Origin of the sequence: Burkholderia sp. AU15512 (assembly GCF_002223325.1) — a bacterium.
GTDB lineage: Bacteria > Pseudomonadota > Gammaproteobacteria > Burkholderiales > Burkholderiaceae > Burkholderia.
In genome coordinates this window covers 463,666-489,203 of the sequence record NZ_NKEX01000006.1, presented here as the reverse complement: position 1 = coordinate 489,203, position 25,538 = coordinate 463,666, and the positions used below count along the sequence as shown (strand labels likewise).

Genomic DNA, 25,538 nt, shown 5'->3' with positions numbered 1-25,538 from the left:
AGCATCGTGAGGCACCCGTCCGAGCCGACTGCGGGAACGCCCGGCCGGCCTCACGGCCGGCGCGAAGCGCTGCGCGACACGCTCGAGGCGGCCATTCTCGCCGCCGCCGAGGAATCGTTTGCCATTGACGGATTCGAGGGCAGTTCCGTTGCGACGATCGCAGCGGCCGCCGGCCTGTCGAAGCAGAACCTGATGTACTACTTCCCCACGAAGCTGGCGCTCTACCAACGCGTGCTGGACGACGTATTGCGGGACTGGCTCGGCAGGATGCGGGAGTTTGCGGCGCCCGATCGCGAGCCCGCGGAAGCCATGTCGGCCTATATCCGGGCCAAACTCGAATTCTCCAGAAATCGCCCGCATGGATCGCGGGTGTTTGCGCTGGAAATCATCGGCGGAGCCAGGACCTACGGAAAGGAAATTCGCAAACAACTGATTCCGGTGTTGCGCGACGACATCCGGGTGCTCGAACGCTGGATCGACGAAGGCAAGGTCAGGCAGGTCGATGCCGAGCACCTGTTCTTCCTGATCTGGGCAGCCACGCAGGCGTATGCGGACTTCGCCCCCCAAATGCTGCTGGTGCTCGGCAAGCGTGCGCTGGGAAACGACGATTTCGACGCGGCTTACCGCACGATCTCGGATCTGGTGCTCAACGCATTGATCACCGGCGACGGAAAGCCGGATTGACCGCTTGACCGCCTCCGTCGCCCTTCATGCACCCCGGCGCCGTCGACACGCGCCGGGGAACCGCCGGTCAGTCGTGCTTGTGGCGCTTCTTGTGCTTGTTGCCGTGGTAATGATCGTTGGAACGCGAGTTGTTGCGCGACACGTGGCCGCCCAGCGCCGCGCCCGCGCCGCCGCCCAAGCCGGCGCCGACGAGCCCGCCGGCCGTGCCGCCCATTGCGTTGCCCGCAGCGGCGCCTGCGCCGCCGCCCAGTGCGCCGCCGACGATCGCGCCCGTGCGTTCGCGTTTGTTCGACGTCACCGCACCGCCTGCGCCGCCGCCCACTGCCCCGCCGATCACGGTGCCCGTGCTGCCGCCAATCGCGTTGCCGACCGCCGCGCCGGCGACGCCACCCAGCGCGCCGCCCAGTGCGTTGTTCGTGTCGCCTGCCACGGCCGGCAGCGACACCACCGCCGCCGCACCGACCACCACGGCCATCCCCGCCAGTTTCTTCAACATCTGTCTGCCCTCTCCGCCTTGCGAAATATCGATGCGCAAATCTAGCACCTTTCCGGACAGCCCATCGTAATGAAGCGTTAAATCGGGCAGTGTCGTGGCCGGAGCACGCGAGATCGCGGCCTAGCTCGACGCATCCGAGAACGCGCCGGAGTGCGTGATGCGATGTCGAAGAAATTCAAGCAACGCATGCACTTTGCGCGAGTGGCGGCGATTCGGAAGATAGGCGGCATAAACGCAGACGGTCTGGTCGAGCGGGTTGACCGAGTAGTCTTCGAAAAGACGCGTGAGCCGCCCCGCCATCACATCCTCTTCGACGAGCCATTGGGGAAGCAGTGCGATGCCAAACCCGCTGATCACGGCCTCGCGCAGCACGTCCGAGTTGTTCACCGAAAGTCTGCCGTTGATCTCGACATGCTCGGTACTGCCTGCGCGAGTGAACGACCAACGCTGCACAGCGGCCTGGTACGCAAAACGCAGGCATTGATGGTCTCGCAGATCGTCCGGAGAAGCGGGCATTCCGTTGCTTTCCAGATAGTCACGACTCGCGACGACATAGCGATGATGTTCCGCCAGGCGATTGACGATCAGATTCGGCTGGTTTGCAGGTGTGCCGATGCGCACCGCAACGTCAATGCGCTCGGTCGCCAGATCCAGGTACCCATCCGACAGCACCAGATCCAGGGATACGCGGGGATGCTGCTGCAGGAAGCCGGCAATGTGCGGCCCCAGGCACAGGCGCCCGAAAGTCACGGGCATCGAAACACGCAGCGGTCCAACCGCGTCGACACCCGTGTCGGACACACTCCCGTCGGCTTCGTCGAGGTCCGACAGCACGCGCGTGATCTGCTCCAGATACGCGGAACCGGCATCCGTCAACGTGACATGACGCGTCGTGCGAGTCAGCAACGCGCTGCCAAGAGACTTCTCCAACGCGTCCATCAGGCGCGTCACCGACGAAGTGGCCACCCCCATGCGGCGGGCCGCCTTCGAAAAGCCGCCCGTTTCCGCGACGTCGATGAATGCCCGCAACGCAAGAAGCTTGTCCATGCCATGTCCTTTATCTTTGCGCGCACCGCAATGCTGGTTTGCGATTGGTTCATATTCTTTTACCCTGACGCAAAGCCTAAAGTGCTTGAACCGTCAACGCAAGGAGTCTCCAAATGAATCCGCTCGACATCCAGGTCACGTACGACTTCATCTGCCCGTGGTGCTGGATCGGCCACGCACATCTCAAGGCAGCGCTCCGGGAGGCCAACCTGGCCGTCGCACCGACCGTCAAGTACCTTCCGTATGAACTCAATCCGACCATGCCCAAGGACGGAATCGATCGAAAAGCTTATCGCAGCGCCAAATTCGGAAGCTGGGCACGTTCGCAGGCAATGGATGCCGACGTCACGCTGGCGGGCAAACGCGCAGGTGTCGAATTCAACTACGACCGCGTAGCGGTCACGCCCAACACGCGGCTTGCCCATCGCCTGATGTTCCTCGCTCAGTCCAACGGAGATGCGGCCAGGACCGAAGCACTGTTCGAGGCGGTTTTCTCTGCCTACTTTTCCGACGGACAGGACATCGGCATGGCCGAGGTTTTGGTCAGCCTCGCGGAAAGTACGGGTTTCGACGCTGACGAAGTGCGCAGTTTCCTGGCGACGAACGACGGCGAGCGCGAAGTCGTTGCCGACGAACTGCGGGCCGGGGTGGCCGGCATCCGGTCGGTGCCGACAATCCGTGTGGGCGGCGTTCCGGTTAGCGGTGCACAACCGGTTTCGGTACTCGCTGAAGTGCTTCGGCATGCCACCGGCGACACAACCGCCAAAGCCGCCGTCTGAATCGACACCTGCAGGTGAACGCAAGCGCGCACGCTCGATTCGCGGAATCGGGCATGCGCGCCAAGCACAACACACGCTACTCGTTTGGAGAGACTCATGGTCGCCACCGCAAAAGCCAGGCCGCGCGCACTGATCATCGGCGGCTCGCTCGGCGGGCTCTTTACTGCAACGACGCTGCAAGCCGCGGGGTGGGACGTCGACATCTTCGAGCGCTCCCCGAGTGAACTGGACAGCCGAGGGGGTGGAATCGTGTTGCAGGGTGACGTCCTGTCGGCGTTTCGTTTCGCCGGAATTCAGACCGGCGCCGCGCTCGGCGTGCGGTCGGGCGACCGCATCTACCTGGACCGTACCGATCGCGTCATTCAGCGCAGCTTCATGCCGCAGACCCAGACGTCCTGGAACATGCTCTACGGCACGATGAAGGCGCACCTGCCCGCGCAGGTCTTTCATCCGGGCGAGCGCTTCGTCCGCTTTGAACAGAACGGCGACCGGATCACCGCCTGCTTTGCCAGCGGCCGCATTGAAACCGGCGATCTGCTCGTCGGCGCGGACGGCGCACGCTCCACGGTCCGCGAACAAGTTTCTGCCGGCCTGGCACCCACCTACGCCGGATATGTCGCGTGGCGTGGGCTCGTTCCTGAAGCGGCGCTCCCGGCACGCGCCGCGGATGTTCTCAAGGGAACCTTTGCCTTCCAGCAAGGCCCCGGCCACCTGATGCTCGAATATCTCGTCCCGGGCGAAGACCTGTCGACGCAGGAAGGTCAGCGGCGCTGGAACTGGGTGTGGTACCGGAAGGTTGCCCACGGCGACGAACTCTCATCGTTATTGACCGACCGCTCCGGGATACGCCACTCGTTTTCGCTGCCTCCGGGCGCATTGAAAGACGAAGACCTTGCTCGCCTGACGCAGGCGTCGAAGGCGCTTCTCGCGCCGACTTTCCAGACGTTGGTTGAAGCCACCCACGAACCGTTCGTCCAGGCCATCCTGGATCTGCAGGTGGAGCAGATGGTGTATGGCAGAGCGATCCTGCTGGGCGACGCCGCCTTCGTTCCGCGCCCTCATACCGCGGGCAGTACCGCCAAGGCAGCCGCCAACGCATTGACGTTGGCCACGGCGCTGCAATCCGCGGATGCCGACATCGATGCAGCCCTGTCGCGTTGGCAGGCTGAACAATTGAGTCAGGGCATCGACATGACCGAATGGGGAATGAACATCGGCGACCGGATCATGGGCATCCCGCGCAGCCATGTCGTCTCGACGAGCGCTTGAGCAACAACCGCCGCACATACCGGCGCGAACCCGTGTGGCGGCGGCAGCGGGCACACGTCGCGAAGCGAAAGCGGCTAACGTCGCTGAACACGCGCAGCGCTGCGCGATCATGTGTTCGGAAGCGGTGTGGTGGCGCTGCCACCGGCGCATCGTGTCCGACTACCTGATCGCGCGCGGCGAAACGATGCTGCACATCATGGGCCCCCACCGCGTGGAACCCGCGCACCTGACGGCCGGCGCGGTGATCCGGCCTGACGGCACGATCGTCTATCCGGACGCCGGGGACGACGCCACGGCGCCGGGGGCAACCGCGCCCCCCGAGCGCATCGCGCGGCGCCCCGTTCGATGGCACGGCGGGCAGCGCATCGCGAACCTCGTCAGTTCCGCGCCGATGCGGGCGTGCCATTCGGCTGCATCAGGCTCGTGCGCACCACCGGCATCCCCGACGTCACCGCGCCGCCGGCCGGAATCGTCCCGGACGGGGACGCGCCGACCGGCGTCGCCAGCGCCACGCCACCCAGTGAATTGCCGTACGCGACGATATCGGCGGCCGGGCAGTTGTGCGTCAGCAGCGACACCGGCATGCCGGCGATCGACGCGAGCGTCGTGTCGGCCACCGCGAAATGGCAGACGTTCCCCAACGCCCGGAAACCGTCATAGCCCGAGCCCGACACGCGGTTGCCCTTCACGACGACGTACGACACCGTCCCCGACCAGGTATCGAGCTCGATCGCGGCCTGGTGGGTAGGCGGCAGGCCGTTGTTCGCATTCGTGCCGTCCTGGATCGCGCCGACGACGTTGTTCTCGATCACGACGTCCGACACGCCGTAGGTCTTCCAGCTATCCTCCTGCGCGACCAGGATGCCGGCCGCCTTCTGCACGCCGCTGACGGTGTTGTTCGAAATCGTCACGGTCCGCCCGCCGACCACGGAGATGCCCCGCCCCCAGTAGTTGCCCGACACCGTATTCCCGTCGATCAGCACGTTGGCGCTGAGGCGGCCGTCACCCTGGTAGCTGACGACGGCGATCATGTCGTCCCCGGTGTTCTTCACCGTATTGCCGCGCACCAGCACGTTGGTCGAGCCGTACGTGGTGTGGATGCCGTCGGCCAGCGTCGCCTCCACGGTGTTGCCCACGATCGCCACGTTGCTGCCGCCGAACACGAAGATCCCGGCGCTGGCGCCACCCTGGATCGTCACGCCGAGCACCTGGACGCCGGTGCCCGTCACCTCGACCTTCGTCGAGGCGGGTGTCGTCAGCCGCGTCGTACCCGTGCCGACCAGCGTGACGCCGACGAGCGTCGAACCGCTGCCGCTCATCATGATGGTCTGATCAGTCGGGTTGGTCGCAACCAGCGTCGCGCCATAGCCGGAGATCACGACGTTCGCCCTGGAGACCGTCAGCGACCGGCCGACGGTGTAGCGTCCCGGCGCGAGCACGAGGCGCTGGCCCGGCTGCAATGCATCGAACGCAGCCTGCAGCGCATCGGCCTGGTCGCCGCCGTTCGCCGTCGGCTGGACGGTCACGGTCGAAAGCGCCGGTGCGCTGCGCGACGGATGCGCATGACGAGCACCGCCCGGCGTGTAGGCGGCCGCCGGCGATGCGGCGAAACAGGCGGTGCAGATCAGACAGACGGCCGTACTCGGACCGACCCCTCGAAACGACTTTTTCATGGTTGTTCTCTCACGCCCGTTCGCCCGCGACGACCGGCCAACGGCTGACGGTCGCGAGGCGTTCGAGCAACGGCGATCGCACGGCGCGTGGCACACGCGGCGCACCATCCCGACTGCGACATTCATCTGCTCCGCCGATGCGGCGGAGCAACGGCAACGAAGCGCCGTCGCGTGGCCGCGATCGACACCCGGTCGCCTGTTCGCCCGCCAGCGCGCATGCGTGTCCCCCGAGAAAAGGCGGCCCGATTCCGACGCGCCGGCACTGCGTGGCCGGAATCGAACCCGTCAACAGGAACTGCGTTCCCGAGCGCACCGGGCGCCGGCTGACCCCCAACCCTGCCGGTTCTTTCCCGCCGCTCATCAACCAGTCTATTTCACGCGCGTCGATCGGCAATCCGACATTGGCCGCGCGACGTCGTAAGACCGCCCGCCCGTCCGCCCGGGCCATCCTCGACCTTGGTCGCGGACGGTGCGGCATCGTCGCTTGCACCGGCCGGGAAGGCTCGCGACGACACTGCGATCGCAGCAGTTCACATCGTCAGCGGTCCTGCATTACCATCATGCGTTCGCCGCGCCTGCCCGCCTCCGGCAGGCGAGCCCCGTCACCTTTCGCTCCCGCTCCGATGCTCGCTCTCGTCATCCTCGCCGGCCTCTGGGCCGGACTGCAGAACACCCTCGCCGGGGGCGGCTCGTTCGTCACGCTGCCCGCGCTGATCGTGTCGGGCATGTCGCCGCTCGCGGCGAACATCACGTCGACGGTCGCGCTGTTTCCCGCGCAGGTCACGACCGGCTGGGCGAGCCGCAAGATGGTGCGCGGCGTCGGCAGGCTGTCGTTTCGCGCGATGTTCCTCATCAGCGTGGTCGGCGGTGCGCTCGGCGGGCTGCTGTTGCTGAAGACCCCGTCGTCGATCTTCTCGCGCCTCGTGCCGTGGCTCGTGCTGTTCGCGACGATCGTGTTCGCGTGGGGCAGCTTTTTCCGCAAGCCGGGCGAAGGCACGGCCCACCTCGGCACCGTCCCCGCCGCGCTCTCGCAGTTCATGATCGCGATCTACGGCGGCTACTTCGGCGGCGGGCTCGGCTTCCTGATGATGGCCGTGCTGACGATGGCCGGCCTGTCGCCGCGCCATGCGATGTCGACGAAGAACGCGCTCGCGGGCGTGATGAACGCATCGGCCGTCGTGCTGTTCCTGACGTCGCCGCACCTGCACTGGGGCAAGGCGCTCGCGCTCGGCGGCGGCGCGATCGTCGGCGGCCTGCTCGGCACCTGGGCGCTGCATCGCGTGAACGAACGCGTGCTGCGGATCGGGATCGTCTGCATCGGCGCGGTGCTGACCGTCGGGTTGTTCGTCAAGCCGATCTGACGCGCGCCCACGCCTGCCGCCGTCGCGGCAATTGATGAGCAAACCGCAAGACGTCTTTCGCATATCTCGTTTGCCGTGACGACGGTGTCCGCCCACAATCCGGGGGGCGTCGTCATCGCCCTCTCGCGGGCACCGACCGGCACTTCGCGGCCGCCATTCCGATTCACCGCCGGCGGCCCGGCACATCGCGTCACACACGCTCCCTCGACATCGGCGCCCCATGCGACGGCAGCACGCTTGCCGCCGCGCGGCCCGATGCGCTCCCGGCCAACGGGCCAACAATAACTAGAGGTAGGAGATGCAGGACAACTCGTTGAGGCAAAGCCTCAAGCAACGGCACATCACGATGATCGCGCTTGGCGGCGTGATCGGCGCGGGCCTGTTCGTCGGCTCCGGCGCCATCATCGCGACCGCCGGCCCCGCGGCGATCCTGTCGTACCTGATCGGCGGCGTGATCGTCACGCTGGTCATGTTCATGCTCGGCGAAATGGCGTCCCGCAACCCCGACAGCGGATCGTTCTCCACCTACGCAAGCAGCTATCTCGGCGAATGGGCCGGCTTCGCGGTCGGCTGGCTGTACTGGTTCAAGTCGATGATGACGATCACCGTCGAGGCAATCCTGCTCGGTGCGATCCTCCACGATTTCCTGCCGTGGCTGCCCGTGTGGGGCGGCGCGCTGTTCATGCTCGTCACGCTGATCGCGAGCAACGCGTACTCGGTGCGCTCGTTCGGCGAGGCGGAATACTGGCTGTCGTTCGCGAAGGTGACGACGATCATCGTCTTCATGGCGCTCGGCGCATCGATCCTGCTCGGCTTCCAGCCGCGCATTCCCGCGCCGGGGCTCGTGAACCTCACGGATCACGGCGGCTTCATGCCGAACGGCATGTCGCCCGTGCTGGCCGGCGTGATGGTCGTGATCTTCTCGCTCGGCGGCAGCGAAATCGCGGCCGTCGCGGCGGGCGAATCCGAGAACCCGAGCAAGAACGTGATCCGGGCGATCAAGAGCGTGATCGTGCGCGTGATGGTGTTCTACGTCGGCTCGGTGTCGATCCTGATCCTGTGCATGCCGTGGACCGACAAGGCCAACCTGAAATCGCCGTACGTGTCGCTGTTCGGCATGGCGGGCTTCACGGGCGCGGCCGTCGCGATGAAGATCGTGCTGTTCGTGTCGTTCATGTCGGTGATGAACTCGTTCCTGTTCTCGAACTCGCGCATGCTGTTCTCGCTCAGCCAGCGCGGCCACGCGCCCGCGATGTTCGGCCGGACCAACGCGAAAGGCGTGCCGATGAACGCGCTCGTGCTGTGCCTCGCGATCTGCGTGTCGATCCTCGGCGTCCACTTCGTGAGCGGCGGCGACCTGTTCCTGATGCTCGCGAAGAGCAGCGGCGCGTTCGTGATGATCGTGTGGATCTTCATCATCGTCGCGCACTTCGCGATGCGCCGGCAGGAGAAGCACGCGCCGCGCGATCCGCAGGCGTTCCGCGCGTGGTTTTATCCAGTGTCGAACTGGATCGCGCTGCTGGCGCTGGTGGCCGTGCTCGGCTCGCAGGCGTTCAACCCGGATTCACGCTTCCAGTTCTGGTTCACGGTATTGACGGCGCTGGCGATCGTCGCGGCGTATTTCCTGCGCCGCAAGCCGGCACAACTCGGCGAGACGGCCGGCGCGAAGGCGCGCTGACCGTTGCCCCGGGCGAGCGGCGCGCCGGTCGGCCGCCGCTCGGTTGCTCGACGTCTCAGTCGCTCGACGTCTCGGTTGCTCAATCTCCTGGCCGCTCAGCCGAACGGCCGTACGCCGATCAGCCAGCCGTGCAGGAACCGCGCGAAGACGGCCCACACGACGAGCCCGGCCACGATCGCCACGACGTCGCCCGACAGCCTGCCTACCGGGTAGCGCACGCCATCGCGGCGATCCCGCGCGCGCCACACGACGAAATCTACCAGCGCCCATACGAAGAACGCGCCGAACAGCACGACAGCGTGCAGCGTGCCGTTCGCGAGCAGGTGCGCGATGGCCCACACCGCCACGCCGGCCACCATCGGATGGCCGACGAGCGTCTTGATGCGGTTGCCGGGCACGTAGGACGCGGCGATCAGCACGAAGGCGATCGCGGTCAGCATGCCGGTGAGGTGGCGCACGCCGACGGGCGACACCCACAGCAGCGTCGCGCCCTGGCGCGCGATGCCGTACCCCCAGATGATCAGCACGAAGCCGATGATCGACGCGATCGCATAGGGGCCCTTCCAGCGCTTCTCGCCGATCCGCTCGATCGTCGCCGACCGCCAGCCGTCCGCGACGATCCGGATCGAGTGCACACCGAGGAAGATCGCTAAACCGAGAATCAGGACGAGCATCGGCTGTCTCCGTCTGGAATGATGAGTGGGGGAAGCGCCCCGCGCGGCGTACGATGCGCCGTTCGCGGAGCCGGCGGCGCGGCCGGCGCGGGTCGCGCCAGGCACCGGTGCAACCCGCGCCGATCATAAACGCCGAGGCCGCCGTTGTGAAGCATGGGGGATGTGCGGTGCGGCACGCGCTTGACGCTTTCGTGACTGTGTCCCTCCCCGGCCGCCCTTGTGCCAGCCGGCGCATGTCGCGTGAATCACCGGGCGACGGCCGGGCCGACAAAAAAGAAAAGTCGCGCGGCTTTCGCTTCGCGCGGCCGGCACTATGTTTGCTCGCGCTTCGCCGGGGATTTCGCTGCCGGTTTCGACGTCGGTTTGATAGTTCGCTTCGTTGCCCGCTTGGCTTCCTGTGCAGGCGCTTTCGATGCCGGTTTGGCGGCTCGCTTCGACGCAGGCTTCGCCCCTTGAGCCGGCGCAGCTTTCGGCAGTCCTTTCGATGCCGGCTTGGCGGCTCGCCTCGATGCCGGCTTGGCTTCCTGCGCGGGCGCCGATTTCGATGACGCTTCCGATACCGGCTTGGCCGCCCGCTTCGACGCGGGCTTCGCTTCCTGCGCCGGCTTCGCTTTCGGCACCGCCCTGGCCTTGCGCTTCGGCGGCCCCGCCAGCAGCGCCGCGCGATACGCGCCGCGACACCAGTCGAACAGCGCGCCGGCATCCTCGAGCACGTCGGCCGGCGTTTCGTAATAGCCGTCGAGCGAAACCGTGCGCGTGGGCCGCTCGTACGAGAACGGCCCCATCCCCGCCGCGACGAACGCCGGACGGTTCACGTCATCCACACGCAGGAACAGCGACCCGCGCGACATGAAACCGAACATCACGCCGTCGAGCCGCAGCGCCGCACCGCTGAAGAAGCGCACGACCGTGACGTTGCCAAGCGGCGCGAGCCGATACGCGATCTCCTCGCCGTGCGCCTGTTCCGATTGCCAGCTCATGCGAATGCCCTGCAGCGCTGCGTCCACGCGTCGAGCTCGGCTTCGTCGAAGCCGACCGCCGCCGCGCTCTCGCGAATCTGCCGCCACGTCGCGCGGTCGACCGGTATGCCGCCGGCACCGCGCGCCGCGCGGCTCGCTTCCTCCGGCTCGCCCGGCACCTGCACCGGCGCATCGCCCGCCTGCGGCGACGCCTTCGCCCATGCGACGAACGCATCGGCTTCGCGCTGCGCGTCGGCCGCATCGAACGCGTTCGGGTCGATCAGCACCGACAGCATCCCGTTGACGATCGCGCTCGTCTTCTGCAGCGTGTCGCCGTAGGTCGTATGCCCGCCGACGAGCGCGCCGCCGAAAATCTCGCACATCGCCGCCAGCGCGTACCCCTTGTGCAGCCCGAACGGCAGCAGCGCGCCGAACGGCTGCTCGTGCATCACGGCCGGATCGTCGGTCGGCTGGCCGCGAGAATCGATCAACGACCCGGCTGGCACACGCTTGCCCTGGTTGTACGCGACGCGCGTCTTGCCGTATGCGATCGCGCTCGTCGCGAAATCGAGCAGCAGCGGCGGCCGGCCCGCACGCGGATACGCGGCGCAGAACGGGTTCGTGCCGAAGCGCGGATCGGTGCCGTGCAGCGGCGCGACCAGCAGGTCGCCCGGCACGTTGACGAAATGGAACGACACGAGCCCCGCGCGCGCGCACTGCTCGGCCCAGTGCCCGATGCGGCCGAGATGATGCACGTCGCGCAGCCCGATCGCGCAGATGCCCATGCGTCGCGCGCGGTCGATCCCCTCGACCATCGCCTCGAACGCGATTACCTGGCCGAAGCCGCGACCGCCGTCGATCGTCAGCACCGCGCCGCCGTCGCGCGCGATCGACGCGTGCCCGTTCAGCTGCAACTGCCCTTCCCGCCACGACGCGACGTAGTTCGGGATCATCCCGATCCCGTGCGAATCGTGGCCCGCGAGATTCGCGCCGACCAGGTGATCGGCGACGAGCCTTGCCTCGCGCTCGCTGCTGCCGGCCCGCTCCCAGAGTGCCGCGACGAATGCATGCAGCGGTTCGGCGCGCATGCGCAGCGGTTCGGTATCGGGCGTCGGCAGTGCGGTCATCGGCAAGGTTCCGTGAGGGTGGGTCGGACAGTGGTCACTGCTGATCGTCAAGCGCTCAGCGCGCGGTCGCGATCACGTCCGCGACCGCCGCCGTCAGCTTCTTCGCATACGGCACGTGCAGGAATTCGTTCGGGCCATGTGCGTTCGACTTCGGCCCGAGCACGCCGCACACCATGAACTGTGCGGACGGGAACCCTTCCTGCAGCACGTTCATCAGCGGGATCGTGCCGCCAAGGCCCATGTACGCGCAGTCGGCGCCGAAGTGGCGGCGCGACGCGGCATCGAGCGACGACGCGAGCCACGGCGCGAGATCCGGTGCGCTCCAGCCCGTCGCGGCGCCCGCGTCCGGCTTGAACGTGACCTTCGCGTTGTACGGCGGATCGAGTTCGAGCAATTCCTTCAGCTGCTGCACGGCCTGCGCGGCATCGACGAGCGGCGGCAGGCGCAGCGACAGCTTGAACGCGGTGCGCGGACGCAGCACGTTGCCCGCATCGGCGAGCGCCGGCAAGCCGGCCGCGCCGGTGACCGACAGCGACGGACGCCACGTCGAATTCAGCAGCACCTCGCGCGGATCGGTCGTGGTCGGCAGCACCGGCTTGCCGTCCGCGCCGCAGGCCCACGGCAGCCCCTTCCATACGGCGTCGCCGAGAATCGACGCGGCCGCCTCGGCTTCGCGCACGCGGCTGTCGGGAATCTCGCAATGGAACACGCCCGGTAGCAGGTTGCCGTTCTTCGCATCCTCGAGGCGCTCGAACAGCTGGCGCATCACGCGGAAGCTCGACGGCGCGATGCCGCCGAACACGCCCGAGTGCACGCCTTCCTCGAGCACTTCGACCTGCAGGTCGCCGGACACGAGCCCGCGCAGCGACGTGGTGAGCCACATCTGGTCGTAGTTGCCGGCGCCCGAATCGAGGCACACGACGAGCGACACCTGGCCGAGCCGGTCGCGCAGCGCATCGACGTACGGCAGCAGGTCGTAGCTGCCCGATTCCTCGCAGGTCTCGATCAGGCCGACGCAGCGCGGCCGCTCGATGCCCTGCTCGTCGAGCGCGCCGAGCGCCGCGAGGCTCGCGTAGATCGCATAGCCGTCGTCCGCGCCGCCGCGGCCGTACAGCTTGCCGTTCTCGTACTTCGGCGTCCACGGGCCGAGGTCCGCGCGCCAGCCGTCGAATTCGGGCTGCTTGTCGAGGTGGCCGTACAGCAGGATCGTGTCGGTGCTGCCGGAACGCGTGGCGGGCGATTCGAAGAAGATCACCGGCGTGCGGCCGGGCAGGCGCACGATCTCGAGCTTCAGGCCTTTCACGGGCTGGCGCTCGGCCCACTGCGCGGCATCGGTGACGACGCGCTCGAGATAGCCGCGCTTCGCCCAGTCGGGGTCGAATGCGGGGCTCTTCGCGGGGATCGCGATGTAGTCGGTCAGGGCGTGGAGGATTTCATCGTTCCACTTGCGCTCGATGAAGGTAACGAGCTTGTCATGGTCGAGGACGGGGGTAGTGTCGACGGAGGTCATGGTGGGGGTGCCTGGATCGGGCTGACGAAAACCCAGATGATACGCCGATGCTCCCGCGCCGGCGCCCCCTTCCCGGTCGCTCAGACCGCCTGCGGGAACGCGTCGCGCAGCCCCGCCGCGCACGCCAGCGCGTCGCGCCACAGGCGTTGCGTCAGTTCGCCCGCATCCGCTTCGCACGCGAGCGCCGCGGCCTCGCCCGACCACAGCAGCGAGAAGTCGTCGCGGCCCTGCCGCTCGAACGCGCCGCGCAGCGGATCGACCGCGGCCGTCGCGAGCGGGAACGCCGGCGCGAGCGCGCTCATCGGCCCCTGCTCGCGCATGAAGCGCGTCAGCAGCCCTCGCGCGGGGCGGCCCGTGTACAGGTTGGTCATGCGCGTGGCGTCGTCGCGCGCGGCGCGCACCGCCGCGCGATGCTGCGCCGAGCGGCCGGCTTGCGGCGTCAGCAGGTAGCCCGTGCCGATCTGCACCGCGCGTGCGCCGAGCGCGAACGCAGCCGCGATGCCGCGCCCGTCGGCGATCGCGCCGGCCGCGATCACCGGCACGCGCACCGCGTCGACGATCTGCGGCAGCAACGCGAACAGGCCCGGTTGCGCGTGGATGTCGTCGGTCAGGAACATCCCGCGATGGCCGCCGGCCTCCGCGCCCTGCGCGACGATCGCGTCGACGCCGCGCGCATCGAGCCAGCGCGCTTCCTCGACGGTCGTCGCGGACGACACCACCCATGCACCCGTGCGCCGCACGCGCTCGAGCAGCGCATCGTCCGGCAACCCGAAATGGAAGCTGACGACGGCCGGGCGCAGTTCCTCGACGACCGCGCACATCGCGTCGTCGAACGGCGCGCGGCCGGGGCCGCCCTTCACGTCGGCCGGATCGAGACCGGCCTCCGCGTAATAACCGGCGAGCGCCGCACGCCAGCGTGCCTCGACTTCGGCGTCGGGCGCCGGCGGCGTATGGCAGAAGAAGTTCACGTTGAACGGCGCGCTTGTGCGCGCCCGGATCGCCGCGATTTCGTCGCGCAGTTGCTGCGGGCCGAGCGCCGCGCACGCGAGCGAGCCAAGCCCGCCGGCTTCGCACACCGCGATCGCGAGCGGGCTCAGCGAACCGACCATCGGCGCCTGGATCAGCGGCAAGCGGGAAGGCAGCGTCGTCATCGGAATCGTCCTCGGGGAAGAAGCGGTGGTCGCGTGCGCCGACGGCACGCGTTTAATGCGCCCGATATTAACCGACAAACCCTAACCCCGTTTGCGGCGCCATTTACGTCACGAATTGATTTAACCGATTCGGGAAAAATGGATTATCCACAGCGGCTTCAGCAGCGTGACCCCACCATCCATGGCCGAGACTGACGAAAACGCCCGCATCCTTGCTGCACGGCCCACCCACACCCAAATTCAAACGCCGATTCACTGGTTTCAATGACATTCATCAATATTCAAGTTATTAAATACCGGCGTTTACCCTTATTAAAAACCACCAAGGCGATAACATGAAAACGTTAAATAAAACGACGATTCATGCCGGAATCGTCAACCGGCGCCACCCCGCGCCACCTCAACCGCAACACGTCTCGTCAAGGAGCGTCGCATGTCCGATGCCAGCTCGTCCTCCTCCCGCGCCGCCGCCCCGTCGGCCGCGGCTTCCGCGCCGAAAATCGGCGTCATTCCCGCCACGCTGATGGTCGCGGGCAACATGATGGGCTCCGGCGTCTTCATGCTGCCCGCGAACCTCGCCGCCACCGGCGGCATCGCGATCTTCGGCTGGCTGATCACCGTCGTCGGCGCCGTGTCGCTCGCGCTCGTGTTCGCGAAGCTCGCGGCGATCGACCCGGCCGCCGGCGGCCCGTACGCGTATGCGCGCAAGTCGTTCGGCCCGTACATGGGCTACCAGACCAACCTGATCTACTGGCTCGCGAACGTGCTCGGCAACGTCGGCCTCGCGGTCGCCGGCCTCGGCTACCTCACGCATTTCTTCCCGGTTCTGAAGGACCCGCTCGTGTTCGCGCTCGCGCAGATCTTCGTGATCTGGCTGTTCACGTACGCGAACATCCTCGGGCCGAACGTCGTCGGCCGCGTGCAGTCGGTCACGACGATCTTCGCGCTCGTGCCGATCCTCGGGATGGCCGTGTTCGGCTGGTTCTGGTTCAGCAAGGACGTGTACTTCGCCGGCTGGAACGTGTCGGGCGCGAGCAGCTTCAGCGCGATCGGCGCGACGCTGAACTTCACGCTGTGGGCGTTCATCGGCGTCGAGAGTGCGTCGGTATCGGCCGGCGTCGTCGAGAACCCGTCGCGCAACGTGCCGATCGCAACCGTCGGCGGCGTCGTGCTCGCGGCCGTCTGCTACGTGCTCAGCTCGACCGTGATCATGGGGATGATCCCGAACAAGGCGCTGCTCGCCTCGAGCGCGCCGTTCGCGGATGCCGCGCGCCTCGCGCTCGGCAATACGGCCGCGAACGCGGTCGCGATCTGCGCGGCGCTCGGCTGCCTCGGCTCGCTCGCGGGGTGGACGCTGCTGGTCGGCCAGACCGCGAAGGCGGCCGCCGACGACGGCCTGTTCGCCGGCGTGTTCGCCCGCGTGAACTCGAAGAACGTGCCGTCCGCCGGCCTCGCGATCGTCGCGCTGATCATGTCGGTGCAGGTGCTCGCGACGATGTCGCCGAGCGCGAGCGAACAGTTCGGCAAGATCGCGTCGATCGCCGTGATCATGACGCTCTTGCCGTACATCTACTCGTGCATCGCGATCAAGGTGCTCGGCTACGGCAAGATGCCGTCGCACCAGTTCACGTTCTATACGATCGTCGGCCTGATCGGCGCCGTCTACGCGTTGTGGGCGATGGTCGGCTCCGATGGCCAGCAGACGCGCTGGTCGCTGATCTTCGTCGTCGCGACGATCGTCTTCTACGAGCTGTCGATCAACCGCCAGCGCGAGATCGAGGAAACCCATATCCATCCGGGCGGCCGCTCGCCGCGCTGGGTGCGCTATCTCGCGCTCGGCGTGACCATCGCCGCGCTCGCCGCCACCTTCTGGATCTCCGTGGGCCGTCACCAGGCCGACACCCTTCACGCGCGCTCGCCGACCGTTGCCGCGAGCGTCCAGGCAACCCAGCAAACGGGGGATTAAACAATGACTGCTTCCTTGACCCAACCGGCCTTCCGCCGCCTCGGCATGAAGGCGCTGCTCGTGCAGCACGACATCGACGAACGCACGGCCACCGGGCGCGCCGCGACGGCGCTTGCCGAGGAGCTGCGCGCGCGGCTCGTCGACGTCGTGATCGCGACGTCCGCCGACGATGCGTGCGCGGTGGTCGCCGCCGATCCGGCGATCCAGTGCCTGCTGCTCAACTGGGAACTCGGCAACAACGCCGACCATGTGCCCGCGCGGGCCGTGCTCGACGCGATGCGCGCCCGCAACGCGACCGTGCCCGTATTCCTGCTCGCGAGCCGCGCGAGCGCGTCCGCGATTCCGGTCGACGCGATGCGCAAGGCCGACGATTTCATCTGGATGCTGGAGGACACCACCGCGTTCATCGGCGGCCGGATCGTCGCCGCGATCGAGCGCTACCGCGAAACCGTGCTGCCGCCGATGTTCCGCGCGCTCGCGCAGTTCTCGCGTGTGTACGAATACTCGTGGCACACGCCCGGCCACACGGGCGGCACCGCGTTCCTGAAATCGCCGGTCGGTCGTGCGTACTTCGAATTTTTCGGCGAATCGCTGTTCCGCTCCGACCTGTCGATCTCGGTCGGCGAACTCGGCTCGCTGCTCGATCACTCGGGCCCGATCGGTGAAAGCGAACGCTATGCGGCGCGCGTGTTCGGCGCGCATCGCACGTATCACGTGACGAACGGCTCGTCGATGTCGAACCGCGTGATCCTGATGGCGAGCGTGACGCGCAACCAGGTCGCGCTGTGCGACCGCAACTGCCACAAGTCGGCCGAGCACGCGATGACGATGTCGGGCGCGATTCCGACCTACCTGATTCCGTCGCGCAACCACTACGGGATCATCGGGCCGATCATGCCCGAGCGGCTGACGGCCGCTGCCGTGCGCCTCGCGATCGACGCGAACCCGCTCGTGCGCGGCCGCGACGGCATCGACCCGACGCCCGTGCATGCACTGATCACGAACTCGACGTACGACGGCCTCTGTTACAACGTCGCGCGCGTCGAGGCACTGCTCGGCCAGAGCGTCGATCGATTGCACTTCGACGAGGCATGGTACGGCTACGCGCGCTTCAACCCGATCTACCGCGACCGCCACGCGATGCACGGCGATCCGTCGCAACACGACGCGAGCAAGCCGACCGTGTTCGCGACGCAATCGACGCACAAGCTGCTCGCCGCGCTGTCGCAGGCATCGTTCATTCATGTTCGCGACGGCCGCAACCCGATCGAGCACGCCCGCTTCAACGAGGCGTACATGATGCATGCGTCGACGTCGCCGAACTACGCGATCATCGCGTCGAACGACGTGAGCGCCGCGATGATGGACGGCCCCGGCGGCGAGGCGCTGACCACGGACGCAATCCGCGAGGCCGTCGCGTTCCGCCAGATGCTGGCGCGCCTGCATACGGAATGCGCGGAGAACAACGACTGGTTCTTCAACGGCTGGCAGCCCGATAGCGTCGTCGATCGCAAGACGGGCCGGCGCGTGCGCTTCCACGAAGCGGACGAGACGCTGCTCGCCACCGATCCGTCGTGCTGGGTGCTGCATCCGGGCGATACGTGGCACGGCTTCGGCGATATCGAGGACGACTACTGCATGCTCGACCCGATCAAGGTGTCGATCGTCACGCCGGGTGTCGCGGCGCACGGCGGGCTGATGCCGGTCGGCATTCCGGCGTCGGTCGTCACCGCGTATCTCGACCGGCACGGGATCGTCGTCGAGAAGACGACCGACTTCACGATCCTGTTCCTGTTCTCGCTCGGCGTGACGAAAGGCAAGTGGGGCACGCTCGTCAACACGCTGCTCGACTTCAAGCGCGACTACGACGCAAACGCGCCGCTCGAACAGGCGCTGCCCGAACTCGTCGCGCGTTATCCGGAACGCTACGGCACGCTCGGCCTGCGCGATCTGTGCGACCTGATGTTCAGCGCGATGAGCGACCTGAAGACGACCGAGATGATGTCGCGCGGCTTCTCGACGCTGCCGAAGCCCGACTACAGCCCGGCCGAGGCGTTCGAGCATCTGGTGCACAACGACATCGAGATGCTGGAGCTCGCGGAGATGGAAGGCCGCACCGTCGCGACGGGCGTCGTGCCCTATCCGCCCGGCATTCCGCTGCTGATGCCCGGCGAGAACGCGGGGCCGGCCGACGGCCCGCTGCTCGGCTACCTGAAGGCGCTCGAGCAGTACGACCTGCGCTTCCCCGGCTTCACGCACGACACACACGGTGTCGAGGTCGAGGATGGCGTGTATCGCATCGCGTGCATCAAGCAGAAGGCGCGCGATACCCGCACACGCTGAGTACGCAATGCAACGCGACGCCGTGCCGCCGTCCGGCGGCGCGCGTCGCCACTTGCAGCCGGCGTCGGCCGCTCAGGCGGCCGGCCTCTCGCGGTGATGCGCGATCTTGCGCCACTGCGGTGTCATCGGAAGAAAAAGTCGACAGGAATCGGTACCGTGCTCAGGCGTCCCGTGCGCTTTCGCCGCGACTCATCCCGCGCCGGTACGCGGCCGGACTCGTCGCCGCGACGCGCCGGAAATGCCGGCGCAGCGATTCCTCGGAACCGAACCCCGCGCGCGCCGCGACCTGCGCGAGCGACAGCGCCGGCTGCGCTTCGAGCATGTCCTTCGCGACATTCACGCGTTCGCGGATCAGCCACGCGAGCGGCGACATGCCCGTTGCATCCGCGAACTGACGCTGCAGCGTGCGCGTGCTCATCGCGGCCTGCGCGGCGAGCGACGCGAGCGTATGCGGCTCGGCCGCGTGCGCGCGCATCCAGTCGATCAGCTTCGCGAGCCGGTCGGTGCCGCCCGGCGCGACCGGGCGCGGCACGAACTGCGCCTGCCCGCCGTCGCGATGCGGCGGCAGCACGAGGCGCTGCGCGACGCGGTTCGCGATCGCGCCGCCATGATCGCGGCGCACGAGATGCAGCAGCATGTCGAGCCCCGCCGCCGATCCGGCCGAGGTGATCACCCGCCCTTCGTCGACGTACAGCGCATCGGGATTCACACGCAGCGCCGGATAGCGCGCCTGCAGTTTCTCCGCATAGCGCCAGTGGGTCGTCACCGTGAGGCCGTCGAGCACGCCGGCCGCGGCCAGCACGAACACGCCCGAACAGATCGAGCAGAGCCGCGCGCCGCGACGATGCGCGGCCCGCAGTTTCTTCAGCAGCGGCTCCGGCGGCGGTTCGTCCGGATCGCGCCAACCGGGAATCACGATAGTGTCGGCGCGATCGAGCGTCGCGAGCCGATAGGGCGCGGCGACCGTGATCCCGCCCGCCGCGCGCACGGGCCCCGGCTCGCTCGCGCAGACCGCGAAGCGATACCAGTCGACCCCGAGCTCGGGGCGTTCGAGGGCGAACAGTTCGACCACGCAGCCGAATTCGAACGTGCAGAGGCGATCGTAGGCGAGCGCGACGACGAGATGATTGAGCATGGCGCAATGTTACCGGAACTTGTCGATCGCGCCACTGCCGCGAAACGCGCCGAACCGCGATACTGCCCCTCATTCCACCGCGTTCCACGCAATCTTCAGGAGAACCTGCCATGTCCTACGTCACCGACGTGCCCGCCGCCGACAGCCCCGCCGCCCTCGCGCATTTCGAGGCATCGCTGCGCTTCGAGACCGATTGCTGGGACGTGCACGACGCGCTCGCATCGGGCACGCCCGATTTCGTGCTGCTCGACGTGCGCGGCCCCGATCAGTTCGCCGCCGGCCACGTGCCTGGCGCGCGCCACCTGCCGCGCCGCAAGATCATCGAGAGCAAGCTCGCCGGCTATCCGGCCGGCACGCTGTTCGTCGTCTACTGCGCGGGCCCGCACTGCAACGGCGCCGCACGCGCGGCGATCCAGCTCGCACGCCTCGGCCGGCCGGTCAAGCTGATGATCGGCGGCGTGACGGGCTGGCTCGACGAAGGTTTCGCGCTGAGCAACGAAGTGCAGCCGGCGGACGCCGAAGCCGGCTGATCGTCATTAAAAACGCAACAATCAATTGCTTGGCCACGGCCTGCACGCAAACGGAAAAAGCGCGATACTCGGTTCCATTGCAGTTCGGATGGAGCAGCAACATGCAGAACGCAGTCCTGATTCAAGTGGCCGGTTCGGTGGCCGCGATCGCGATCTATTTTCTGCCGGCAGTCATTGCCGACCGGCGTGGCCGGCACGACAAGCTGACGGTCGCGATGTTCAACGCGCTGTTCGGGTGGACCGGCATCGGCTGGCTGATGACGCTGTACTGGGCCTGCCAGCCGAACCCGCGCACCGATGTCGCGCAGACGATCCTCGCGAAGCGCCGCGGCATCAGCATGCGGACCTTCTCGACCGGTCTCGTCGAACGCGTGCAGCGCCGCGTTGCCGCCCAGGAGCAATGGGCGGAGAAGCAAGGCTGCCGTTAAGTCCCGCTTTCCCCTTCAGCGCACCGCGTCGAACTTCGGCATCCTGACGTTGGTCGACGCGCGGTAGTCCCACGCCAGCCCGTCGTGCGGCGGTACGCCGCCCGCACGCAGCCACGCCCCGAACGCCCCCGATGTCACCGCCCGCGCGATCCGCTCGCCCGGGCAACCATGCGGCCCCGTGCCGAAGCCGAAATTCGGCCCGGCCGCGCGGCCAGGGGTGAACCGTTGCGGATCGCGATGCACGGCCGGGTCGCGATTCGCGGCGGCGAGCACGACGAGAATCGCGTCGCCCGCTTCGACGCTCACGCCTTCGATCGTCGTGCGCGATGCGACGAAGCGGCGCGTGTTCTGCACCGGTGAATCGAAGCGCCCGACTTCGGCAACGAATGCGTCGAGCGCGGCATCGTCCGGCGTGACGCGCGCGGCGCTCGCCCCCGCTTCCCCGTTCCACGCCACCAGCGTATTGCCGAGCCACGCGGCGCTCGCCTCGCAGGTCTGCGACAGGAGCCCGACGAGATTCGCGACCAGCGCGCCGCTCGCCTGCCAGCCCGATGCGCGGGCCGCCTGCTGCACGGCGGCAACGAGCGTGCCGTCGTGCGCCTGCGTCTGTGCGACGCGCGCCGTCGTCCGGTCGAGCAGCGCTCGCGCAGCGTCGCTCGCGCGGGCCAGTGCCGCGGCATCCGACAACGGCGACAGCGCGGCGACGAAATCGACGACCTGCGCCGCGATACCGTCGAGCTGCGTCTCGTCGAAGCCGAGCAGATCGGCAACCGTGCAAACGGGCACCGTCATGCACCACGCGTTCAGCGCGCCGGCGTCGCCCGGCGCCGGCAAGCGCCGCGCGGCAATCCGCGCGGCACGGTCGCGCAGCGCCACCGGGTCGATCGGCGCGAACGCCGCGCGCAGCGCCTGCTTCGGCACGTCGTGCCGCAACGCGCCATCGTTCATGCGTACCAGCTCGCCGAACAGCGCGCCGGCCGTCGTGCCGCGCAATGCGGGCGGCACGGGGGCGTCCAGCGGGCGAACCCGGCAGGCCGGATGGCCGAGCACGGCCGTCACGGCGGCCGCGCGGCTCGCGACCCACAGGCCGAGCGTGGCGTCGAACGCGAGCGGCGGCCCGTCGACGAGCGCCGCATAGTAGGGATAGGGATCGCGGTGCGTGACCGCTGCGATGGGATCGGTCGGGTTCATGCAGACAGTATCGGCGCAGTGCGCTGCCGCATGTTTCGGGTTGACGTGAAATGTCGCGGCGCGGGTATCGGGCGTGGCGGCCTCGCGACGACAGCGGATCGTCAGGCAGCCGACCGGTAGCGATGCGACTGCATCCGCATGCGGACGCGCCCGGCCGAAATCGCGCGCGGCTCGGCCACCACCGTGTCGTGAGGGAACATTTCCTGCCGGAATTCGCCGTTTTCGTCGAACCACTGGCAGATCAGCCAGTCGCCGTCGTCGAATACCACCGGCCCGGCATAGGTGACGGTCATGCGCGGCCCGCCCGTCTTCAGCGTCACGACATCGCCGACGCGAAACCTGACGCGTTGATTTTCTCGGTTCGTCATCGCTCTCTCAGCATTTATATATATCGATATTCCCGGCGGACCACCCACTGTCCTTTCGAACGTGCCGCAGATTATCAATCAAATAATCAGCCGGCAACTCCCGCGATCAAAAACATACTGACCGAGGAAATGCAACAATGCGCGGCATCGACGCGCCCGGCGAGCGCCCGATCGCCCGATCCGGCGCGGTTTGTGCGCCGGCGCCGGTCGAACGGGCGGGAATGCGGAGAATAGACGATGTATTTTGCGTCGTCACCGACGTTTAATTCGGACAGGGAATCGCTTGATTATTGTCAAGCAACGTTTCGACTGGAAACGATCCCACGATTTATCTGCGCTCATTCCCCGAACAAATCCGGCGAATTATCGGGTGACGCAAACCAGCGGTTGATATCGCGCCCGGGCACGGCAGCTTGCGTAAACGTAAACGTGCCGTCCTGCGCCATCTCCTTCGCCGCGCGCAGAAAGGCGCCGAGCGCGGCCCGCGCCAACGCGCCGCCGACGCTCACGCGCTTCACGCCGAGCGCCGCCAGCGCATCGAGGCTCAGCAACCCGCCCTGCAGCCCCATCACGACGTTCACGGGCGCGCCGACCGCCTGCGTCACCGCCGCGATGTCGTGCGCATCGGTGATGCCCGGCGCGTACAGCACGTCGGCGCCCGCGTCGCGATAGGCGACGAGCCGCGCGATCGTGTCGGCGAGGTCGTGGCGGCCATGCAGGTAGTTTTCGCAACGCGCGGTCAGCGTGAACGGAAACGGCAGCCCGCGTGCCGCGTCGACGGCCGCCGCGATACGCTCGATCGCCGCTTCGCGCGCGTAGATCGGCGCGTCGGCGCGGCCCGTCGCGTCCTCGATCGAGCCGCCCACCGCGCCGGCCTCGGCCGCGAGCCGGATCGTTTCGGCCACCGTGTCGGGCGCGTCGCCGAAGCCGTTCTCCAGATCCGCGCTGACGGGCAAGCCGCCCGCGGAGACGATCTCGTCGATGTGATCGAGCATCGCGTCGCGGTCGATCGCGTTGTCGGGCTGCCCTTTCGAAAACGCGTAGCCGGCACTCGTGGTCGCGAGCGCCTCGAAGCCGGCCATCGCGAGCAGGCGCGCGGTGCCGGCGTCCCACGGGTTCGGGATGATGAAGGCGCCGGGGCGCGCATGCAGGGCGCGGAAGGCTTCGGCTTGGCGGGCTTGCAGGTCGGAACGGGTCATCGCGGACTCCGGAAGGAAGGTGACGACCGAGCTTACGCCGGTCGTGCACGCGACGTTTCAGCGTTCGCCGAAATGTCGTCGCGCAACGGGGAAAACGGGGCACGCCGACTGTACGCCCGCATCCGCCCACGAGCGGGCCGGCGCCGCCACCTGCCGGTCGTGGGCACGCCGACTGTACGCCCGCATCCGCCCACGAGCGGGCCGGCGCCGCCACCTGCCGGTCGCCGGCCCACGGTCGTTCAAGCCGATGCGGCCGGCCCGCCGTCGATGCCGAGCAACACGTCGGTGACGGCTTCGGAGAAGCGCATCGCGCGGCCGTCGATCAGCACGTCGTCCGGATTCCACGGGTCCCGCGTGGCCTTGGGCACGCCGTGCGCGAGCAGCACCCGCGCGCACGCCTCCCAGTCGGCCGCGCCGACCTGCTCCGGTTCGTTGACGGATGCCCACGACAACGTGCCGAGCGCGTCGCTCCCGAACCCGTGCAGGTCGCGCCAGTTCGCGCCATGCGCGAGCAGGAACGCCAGCAAGTCCGCGTCGCCGCGGAACACCGCGTGATTCAGCGCGCTCGCGTCCCAGTCGCCGCCGCGCGCGGCGATCGGCCAGCCCAGTTCGACCATGACCTTCACCGCGTCGCCCGAACCCCATGCGGCGGCGTCCGGCAGCAACCGCAGCCGTTCAGCGGGCAGCGCGCCGGGCAGTTCGGGATGCCGCGCCTGGATGCGCCGCGCATCGTCGGCGTCGGCGCGCGCGCAGGCCGCCACGAACGCGTCCGCCGCGTCGAGCGCCTCGTCCGCGCCGGCCGCCCGCAACAAGGCCGCGACGTCGGACAGCCCGGTCTGCATCGCCAGCCGGTACGCACTGATGCCTGTCGGCGTTTGCGCGCGGGGATCGGCGCCGGCCGCCAGCAGCGCGGCCACGTGGCGCGCCGAGCAGCGCACGCCGATCGCCCGCAACAACGGTGCGCCCCAGGTCTGCGCGAGCCCCGGGCCGGGCGGCTCGTTCGGGTCGCCGCCATGCGCGAGCAGCAGTTCGAGCGCATCGGCATCGCGCATGTCGAACGCGCGCCGCAACGCATTCGTCCCGCTCACCCGCGCGCCGTGTTCGAGCAGCACGCGCGTGCAGGCCGGATGCTCCACCGAGTGATACAGCGATTCGCCGTCGTTCGGGTCGGCGCCGGCTTCCAGCAGCATCGCGGTGAGCACCGGATCGCGATTGACGCCCGCCGCGCCGTACAGCGCCGACAGCGGCCCCGCTTCGTCGGGTTCCGCGAGCGACGCAGGCGGAAAGCGGTTGCCGATCCGCTGGTTCGGATCGGCGCCGGCATCGAGCAGATGGCGCGCGCAGGCGCGCAGCCTGGCCGCGAACTCGGGAAGCTGCCCGAGCCGCGAATGCGTGACGGCGACCAGCGGCGGCAGCTTCAACGCGCCGCCGGCACGCGCGATCCAGCCGGGATCGGCGGCCAGCGCCGCCTTCACGGCGTCGAGGTCGCCGGCCGCGCACGCGATGGTCGGATCGTCCGCGACCAGCTCGGGATGGTCGAGCAACAATTGCGCGGCGACGCGCGGCCGGGGCGCGTCGACGCCGCCGGTCACGTCGCCGCCGTACGCCAGGTCGAGCCAGCGCCGGACCAACTGCGCGCGCGGTTGCCCGGCCAGCGCATGCGTTTCGACGAACGCGCCGAGATCGGCCCATGACGCAAAACCGTACTCGCGCGCGATGCACGATTGCGCGTCATGCAGCCGAAGCCCGAGCGCGAGCGCTTCGTCGTGCGTGTGGTTCGCGGCGGCAGGAAGAAACCGGACAAAGCGTGCGACGGCATCGGCGTCGCCTTGCCGGTACAGGCGCAACAATGCCTTGGCCTGCTTTTTCAGATGATCGGGATGGGCCTTGGGAGGCAGCTTTTTCATGCGGATCCTCGTGCAGTGGATGGCCGAAGGTCCGCAATACCGCCAGCACAAAGGACAGGGGGA

Annotated in this window: 22 protein-coding genes and 1 pseudogene; 10 read left to right on the top strand and 13 right to left on the bottom strand. The window is 68.1% G+C overall.

Annotation, left to right across the window (positions count from 1 at the left end):
- Positions 1-6 precede the first annotated feature (6 nt).
- Positions 7-684 (top strand): TetR/AcrR family transcriptional regulator, encoded by a 678-nt coding sequence (locus CFB43_RS21530; protein WP_089496483.1) that lies wholly within the window; start codon positions 7-9, stop codon positions 682-684.
- A 67-nt stretch (positions 685-751) separates the two neighbouring features.
- Here the strand turns inward: CFB43_RS21530 and CFB43_RS21525 are convergent, their stop codons facing one another.
- Both CFB43_RS21525 and CFB43_RS21520 read right to left on the bottom strand, forming a co-directional pair.
- Positions 752-1,180, bottom strand: coding sequence for a hypothetical protein (locus CFB43_RS21525; protein ID WP_089496482.1), 429 nt, complete (start codon positions 1,178-1,180; stop codon positions 752-754).
- A gap of 120 nt (positions 1,181-1,300) precedes the next feature.
- Entirely contained in the window at positions 1,301-2,227 is a 927-nt protein-coding gene (locus CFB43_RS21520) for a LysR family transcriptional regulator (RefSeq protein WP_089496481.1), read from the bottom strand.
- Positions 2,228-2,340: 113 nt separating this feature from the next.
- Between CFB43_RS21520 and CFB43_RS21515 the strand changes: the two genes are divergently transcribed.
- From CFB43_RS21515 to CFB43_RS39205, 3 genes and pseudogenes are all read left to right on the top strand, one after another.
- A complete protein-coding gene (locus tag CFB43_RS21515; protein WP_089496480.1) occupies positions 2,341-3,006 on the top strand; it encodes a DsbA family oxidoreductase in 666 nt (221 codons plus the stop codon).
- A gap of 96 nt (positions 3,007-3,102) precedes the next feature.
- Positions 3,103-4,275: an FAD binding domain-containing protein gene (locus CFB43_RS21510; RefSeq protein ID WP_089496479.1), complete on the top strand. Its 1,173-nt coding sequence runs from the start codon at positions 3,103-3,105 to the stop codon at positions 4,273-4,275.
- A pseudogene (locus tag CFB43_RS39205) lies at positions 4,253-4,597 on the top strand (DUF488 family protein); the annotation flags it as partial. The gene CFB43_RS21510 and the pseudogene CFB43_RS39205, both read left to right, overlap by 23 nt.
- A gap of 55 nt (positions 4,598-4,652) precedes the next feature.
- Here CFB43_RS39205 and CFB43_RS21500 read toward each other — a convergent pair.
- A complete protein-coding gene (locus tag CFB43_RS21500) occupies positions 4,653-5,948 on the bottom strand; it encodes a right-handed parallel beta-helix repeat-containing protein (RefSeq protein WP_089496478.1) in 1,296 nt (431 codons plus the stop codon).
- A 623-nt stretch (positions 5,949-6,571) separates the two neighbouring features.
- On the opposite strand from CFB43_RS21500, the gene CFB43_RS21495 reads away from it, so the two are divergent.
- A complete protein-coding gene (locus tag CFB43_RS21495; protein WP_089496477.1) occupies positions 6,572-7,309 on the top strand; it encodes a sulfite exporter TauE/SafE family protein in 738 nt (245 codons plus the stop codon).
- Between the two features lie 298 nt (positions 7,310-7,607).
- Positions 7,608-8,987 (top strand): amino acid permease, encoded by a 1,380-nt coding sequence (locus CFB43_RS21485; protein ID WP_089496476.1) that lies wholly within the window; start codon positions 7,608-7,610, stop codon positions 8,985-8,987.
- Between the two features lie 95 nt (positions 8,988-9,082).
- Here CFB43_RS21485 and CFB43_RS21480 read toward each other — a convergent pair whose 3' ends face one another.
- The 5 genes from CFB43_RS21480 to CFB43_RS21460 form a co-directional block, all read right to left on the bottom strand.
- On the bottom strand, positions 9,083-9,661 hold the full coding sequence (locus CFB43_RS21480; protein WP_089496475.1) for an NnrU family protein: 579 nt from the start codon (positions 9,659-9,661) through the stop codon (positions 9,083-9,085).
- Positions 9,662-9,972: 311 nt separating this feature from the next.
- Positions 9,973-10,641 (bottom strand): TfoX/Sxy family protein, encoded by a 669-nt coding sequence (locus tag CFB43_RS21475; protein ID WP_089498094.1) that lies wholly within the window; start codon positions 10,639-10,641, stop codon positions 9,973-9,975.
- On the bottom strand, positions 10,638-11,747 hold the full coding sequence (locus CFB43_RS21470) for a malate/lactate/ureidoglycolate dehydrogenase (protein ID WP_089496474.1): 1,110 nt from the start codon (positions 11,745-11,747) through the stop codon (positions 10,638-10,640). Before CFB43_RS21470 ends, CFB43_RS21475 begins: the two co-directional genes overlap by 4 nt.
- Before the next feature lie 55 nt (positions 11,748-11,802).
- A complete protein-coding gene (locus CFB43_RS21465; RefSeq protein WP_089496473.1) occupies positions 11,803-13,257 on the bottom strand; it encodes a M20 family metallopeptidase in 1,455 nt (484 codons plus the stop codon).
- 80 nt (positions 13,258-13,337) lie between these two features.
- Positions 13,338-14,408: an NAD(P)H-dependent flavin oxidoreductase gene (locus CFB43_RS21460; RefSeq protein WP_089496472.1), complete on the bottom strand. Its 1,071-nt coding sequence runs from the start codon at positions 14,406-14,408 to the stop codon at positions 13,338-13,340.
- Positions 14,409-14,841: 433 nt separating this feature from the next.
- On the opposite strand from CFB43_RS21460, the gene adiC reads away from it, so the two are divergent.
- Both adiC and CFB43_RS21450 read left to right on the top strand, forming a co-directional pair.
- The gene (gene adiC, locus CFB43_RS21455) at positions 14,842-16,374 is read left to right on the top strand and encodes an arginine/agmatine antiporter (protein ID WP_089496471.1); all 1,533 of its coding nucleotides are present in this window, start codon (positions 14,842-14,844) and stop codon (positions 16,372-16,374) included.
- 3 nt (positions 16,375-16,377) lie between these two features.
- Complete coding sequence (locus CFB43_RS21450) at positions 16,378-18,717, top strand: Orn/Lys/Arg decarboxylase N-terminal domain-containing protein (protein WP_089496470.1); 2,340 nt, start codon at positions 16,378-16,380, stop codon at positions 18,715-18,717.
- 160 nt (positions 18,718-18,877) lie between these two features.
- Here the strand turns inward: CFB43_RS21450 and ftrA are convergent, their stop codons facing one another.
- The gene (gene ftrA / locus CFB43_RS21445) at positions 18,878-19,852 is read right to left on the bottom strand and encodes a transcriptional regulator FtrA (protein WP_089496469.1); all 975 of its coding nucleotides are present in this window, start codon (positions 19,850-19,852) and stop codon (positions 18,878-18,880) included.
- Between the two features lie 110 nt (positions 19,853-19,962).
- Here ftrA and CFB43_RS21440 point away from each other — a divergent pair, with 110 nt between their 5' ends.
- Together CFB43_RS21440 and CFB43_RS21435 are read left to right on the top strand one after the other, a co-directional pair.
- Positions 19,963-20,382 (top strand): rhodanese-like domain-containing protein, encoded by a 420-nt coding sequence (locus tag CFB43_RS21440; protein ID WP_089496468.1) that lies wholly within the window; start codon positions 19,963-19,965, stop codon positions 20,380-20,382.
- Between the two features lie 101 nt (positions 20,383-20,483).
- Positions 20,484-20,810 (top strand): superinfection immunity protein, encoded by a 327-nt coding sequence (locus tag CFB43_RS21435; protein ID WP_011354384.1) that lies wholly within the window; start codon positions 20,484-20,486, stop codon positions 20,808-20,810.
- Positions 20,811-20,825: 15 nt separating this feature from the next.
- Here CFB43_RS21435 and CFB43_RS21430 read toward each other — a convergent pair whose 3' ends face one another.
- The 4 genes from CFB43_RS21430 to CFB43_RS21415 all read right to left on the bottom strand — a co-directional run bounded on the left by CFB43_RS21430 (position 20,826) and on the right by CFB43_RS21415 (position 25,475).
- Positions 20,826-22,001 (bottom strand): cytochrome P450, encoded by a 1,176-nt coding sequence (locus CFB43_RS21430; protein ID WP_089496467.1) that lies wholly within the window; start codon positions 21,999-22,001, stop codon positions 20,826-20,828.
- A 101-nt stretch (positions 22,002-22,102) separates the two neighbouring features.
- Positions 22,103-22,369: a YodC family protein gene (locus tag CFB43_RS21425; protein WP_089426987.1), complete on the bottom strand. Its 267-nt coding sequence runs from the start codon at positions 22,367-22,369 to the stop codon at positions 22,103-22,105.
- A gap of 338 nt (positions 22,370-22,707) precedes the next feature.
- On the bottom strand, positions 22,708-23,568 hold the full coding sequence (locus tag CFB43_RS21420; RefSeq protein WP_089496466.1) for an isocitrate lyase/PEP mutase family protein: 861 nt from the start codon (positions 23,566-23,568) through the stop codon (positions 22,708-22,710).
- Between the two features lie 239 nt (positions 23,569-23,807).
- Positions 23,808-25,475: an ankyrin repeat domain-containing protein gene (locus tag CFB43_RS21415; RefSeq protein ID WP_089496465.1), complete on the bottom strand. Its 1,668-nt coding sequence runs from the start codon at positions 25,473-25,475 to the stop codon at positions 23,808-23,810.
- Positions 25,476-25,538 lie beyond the last annotated feature (63 nt).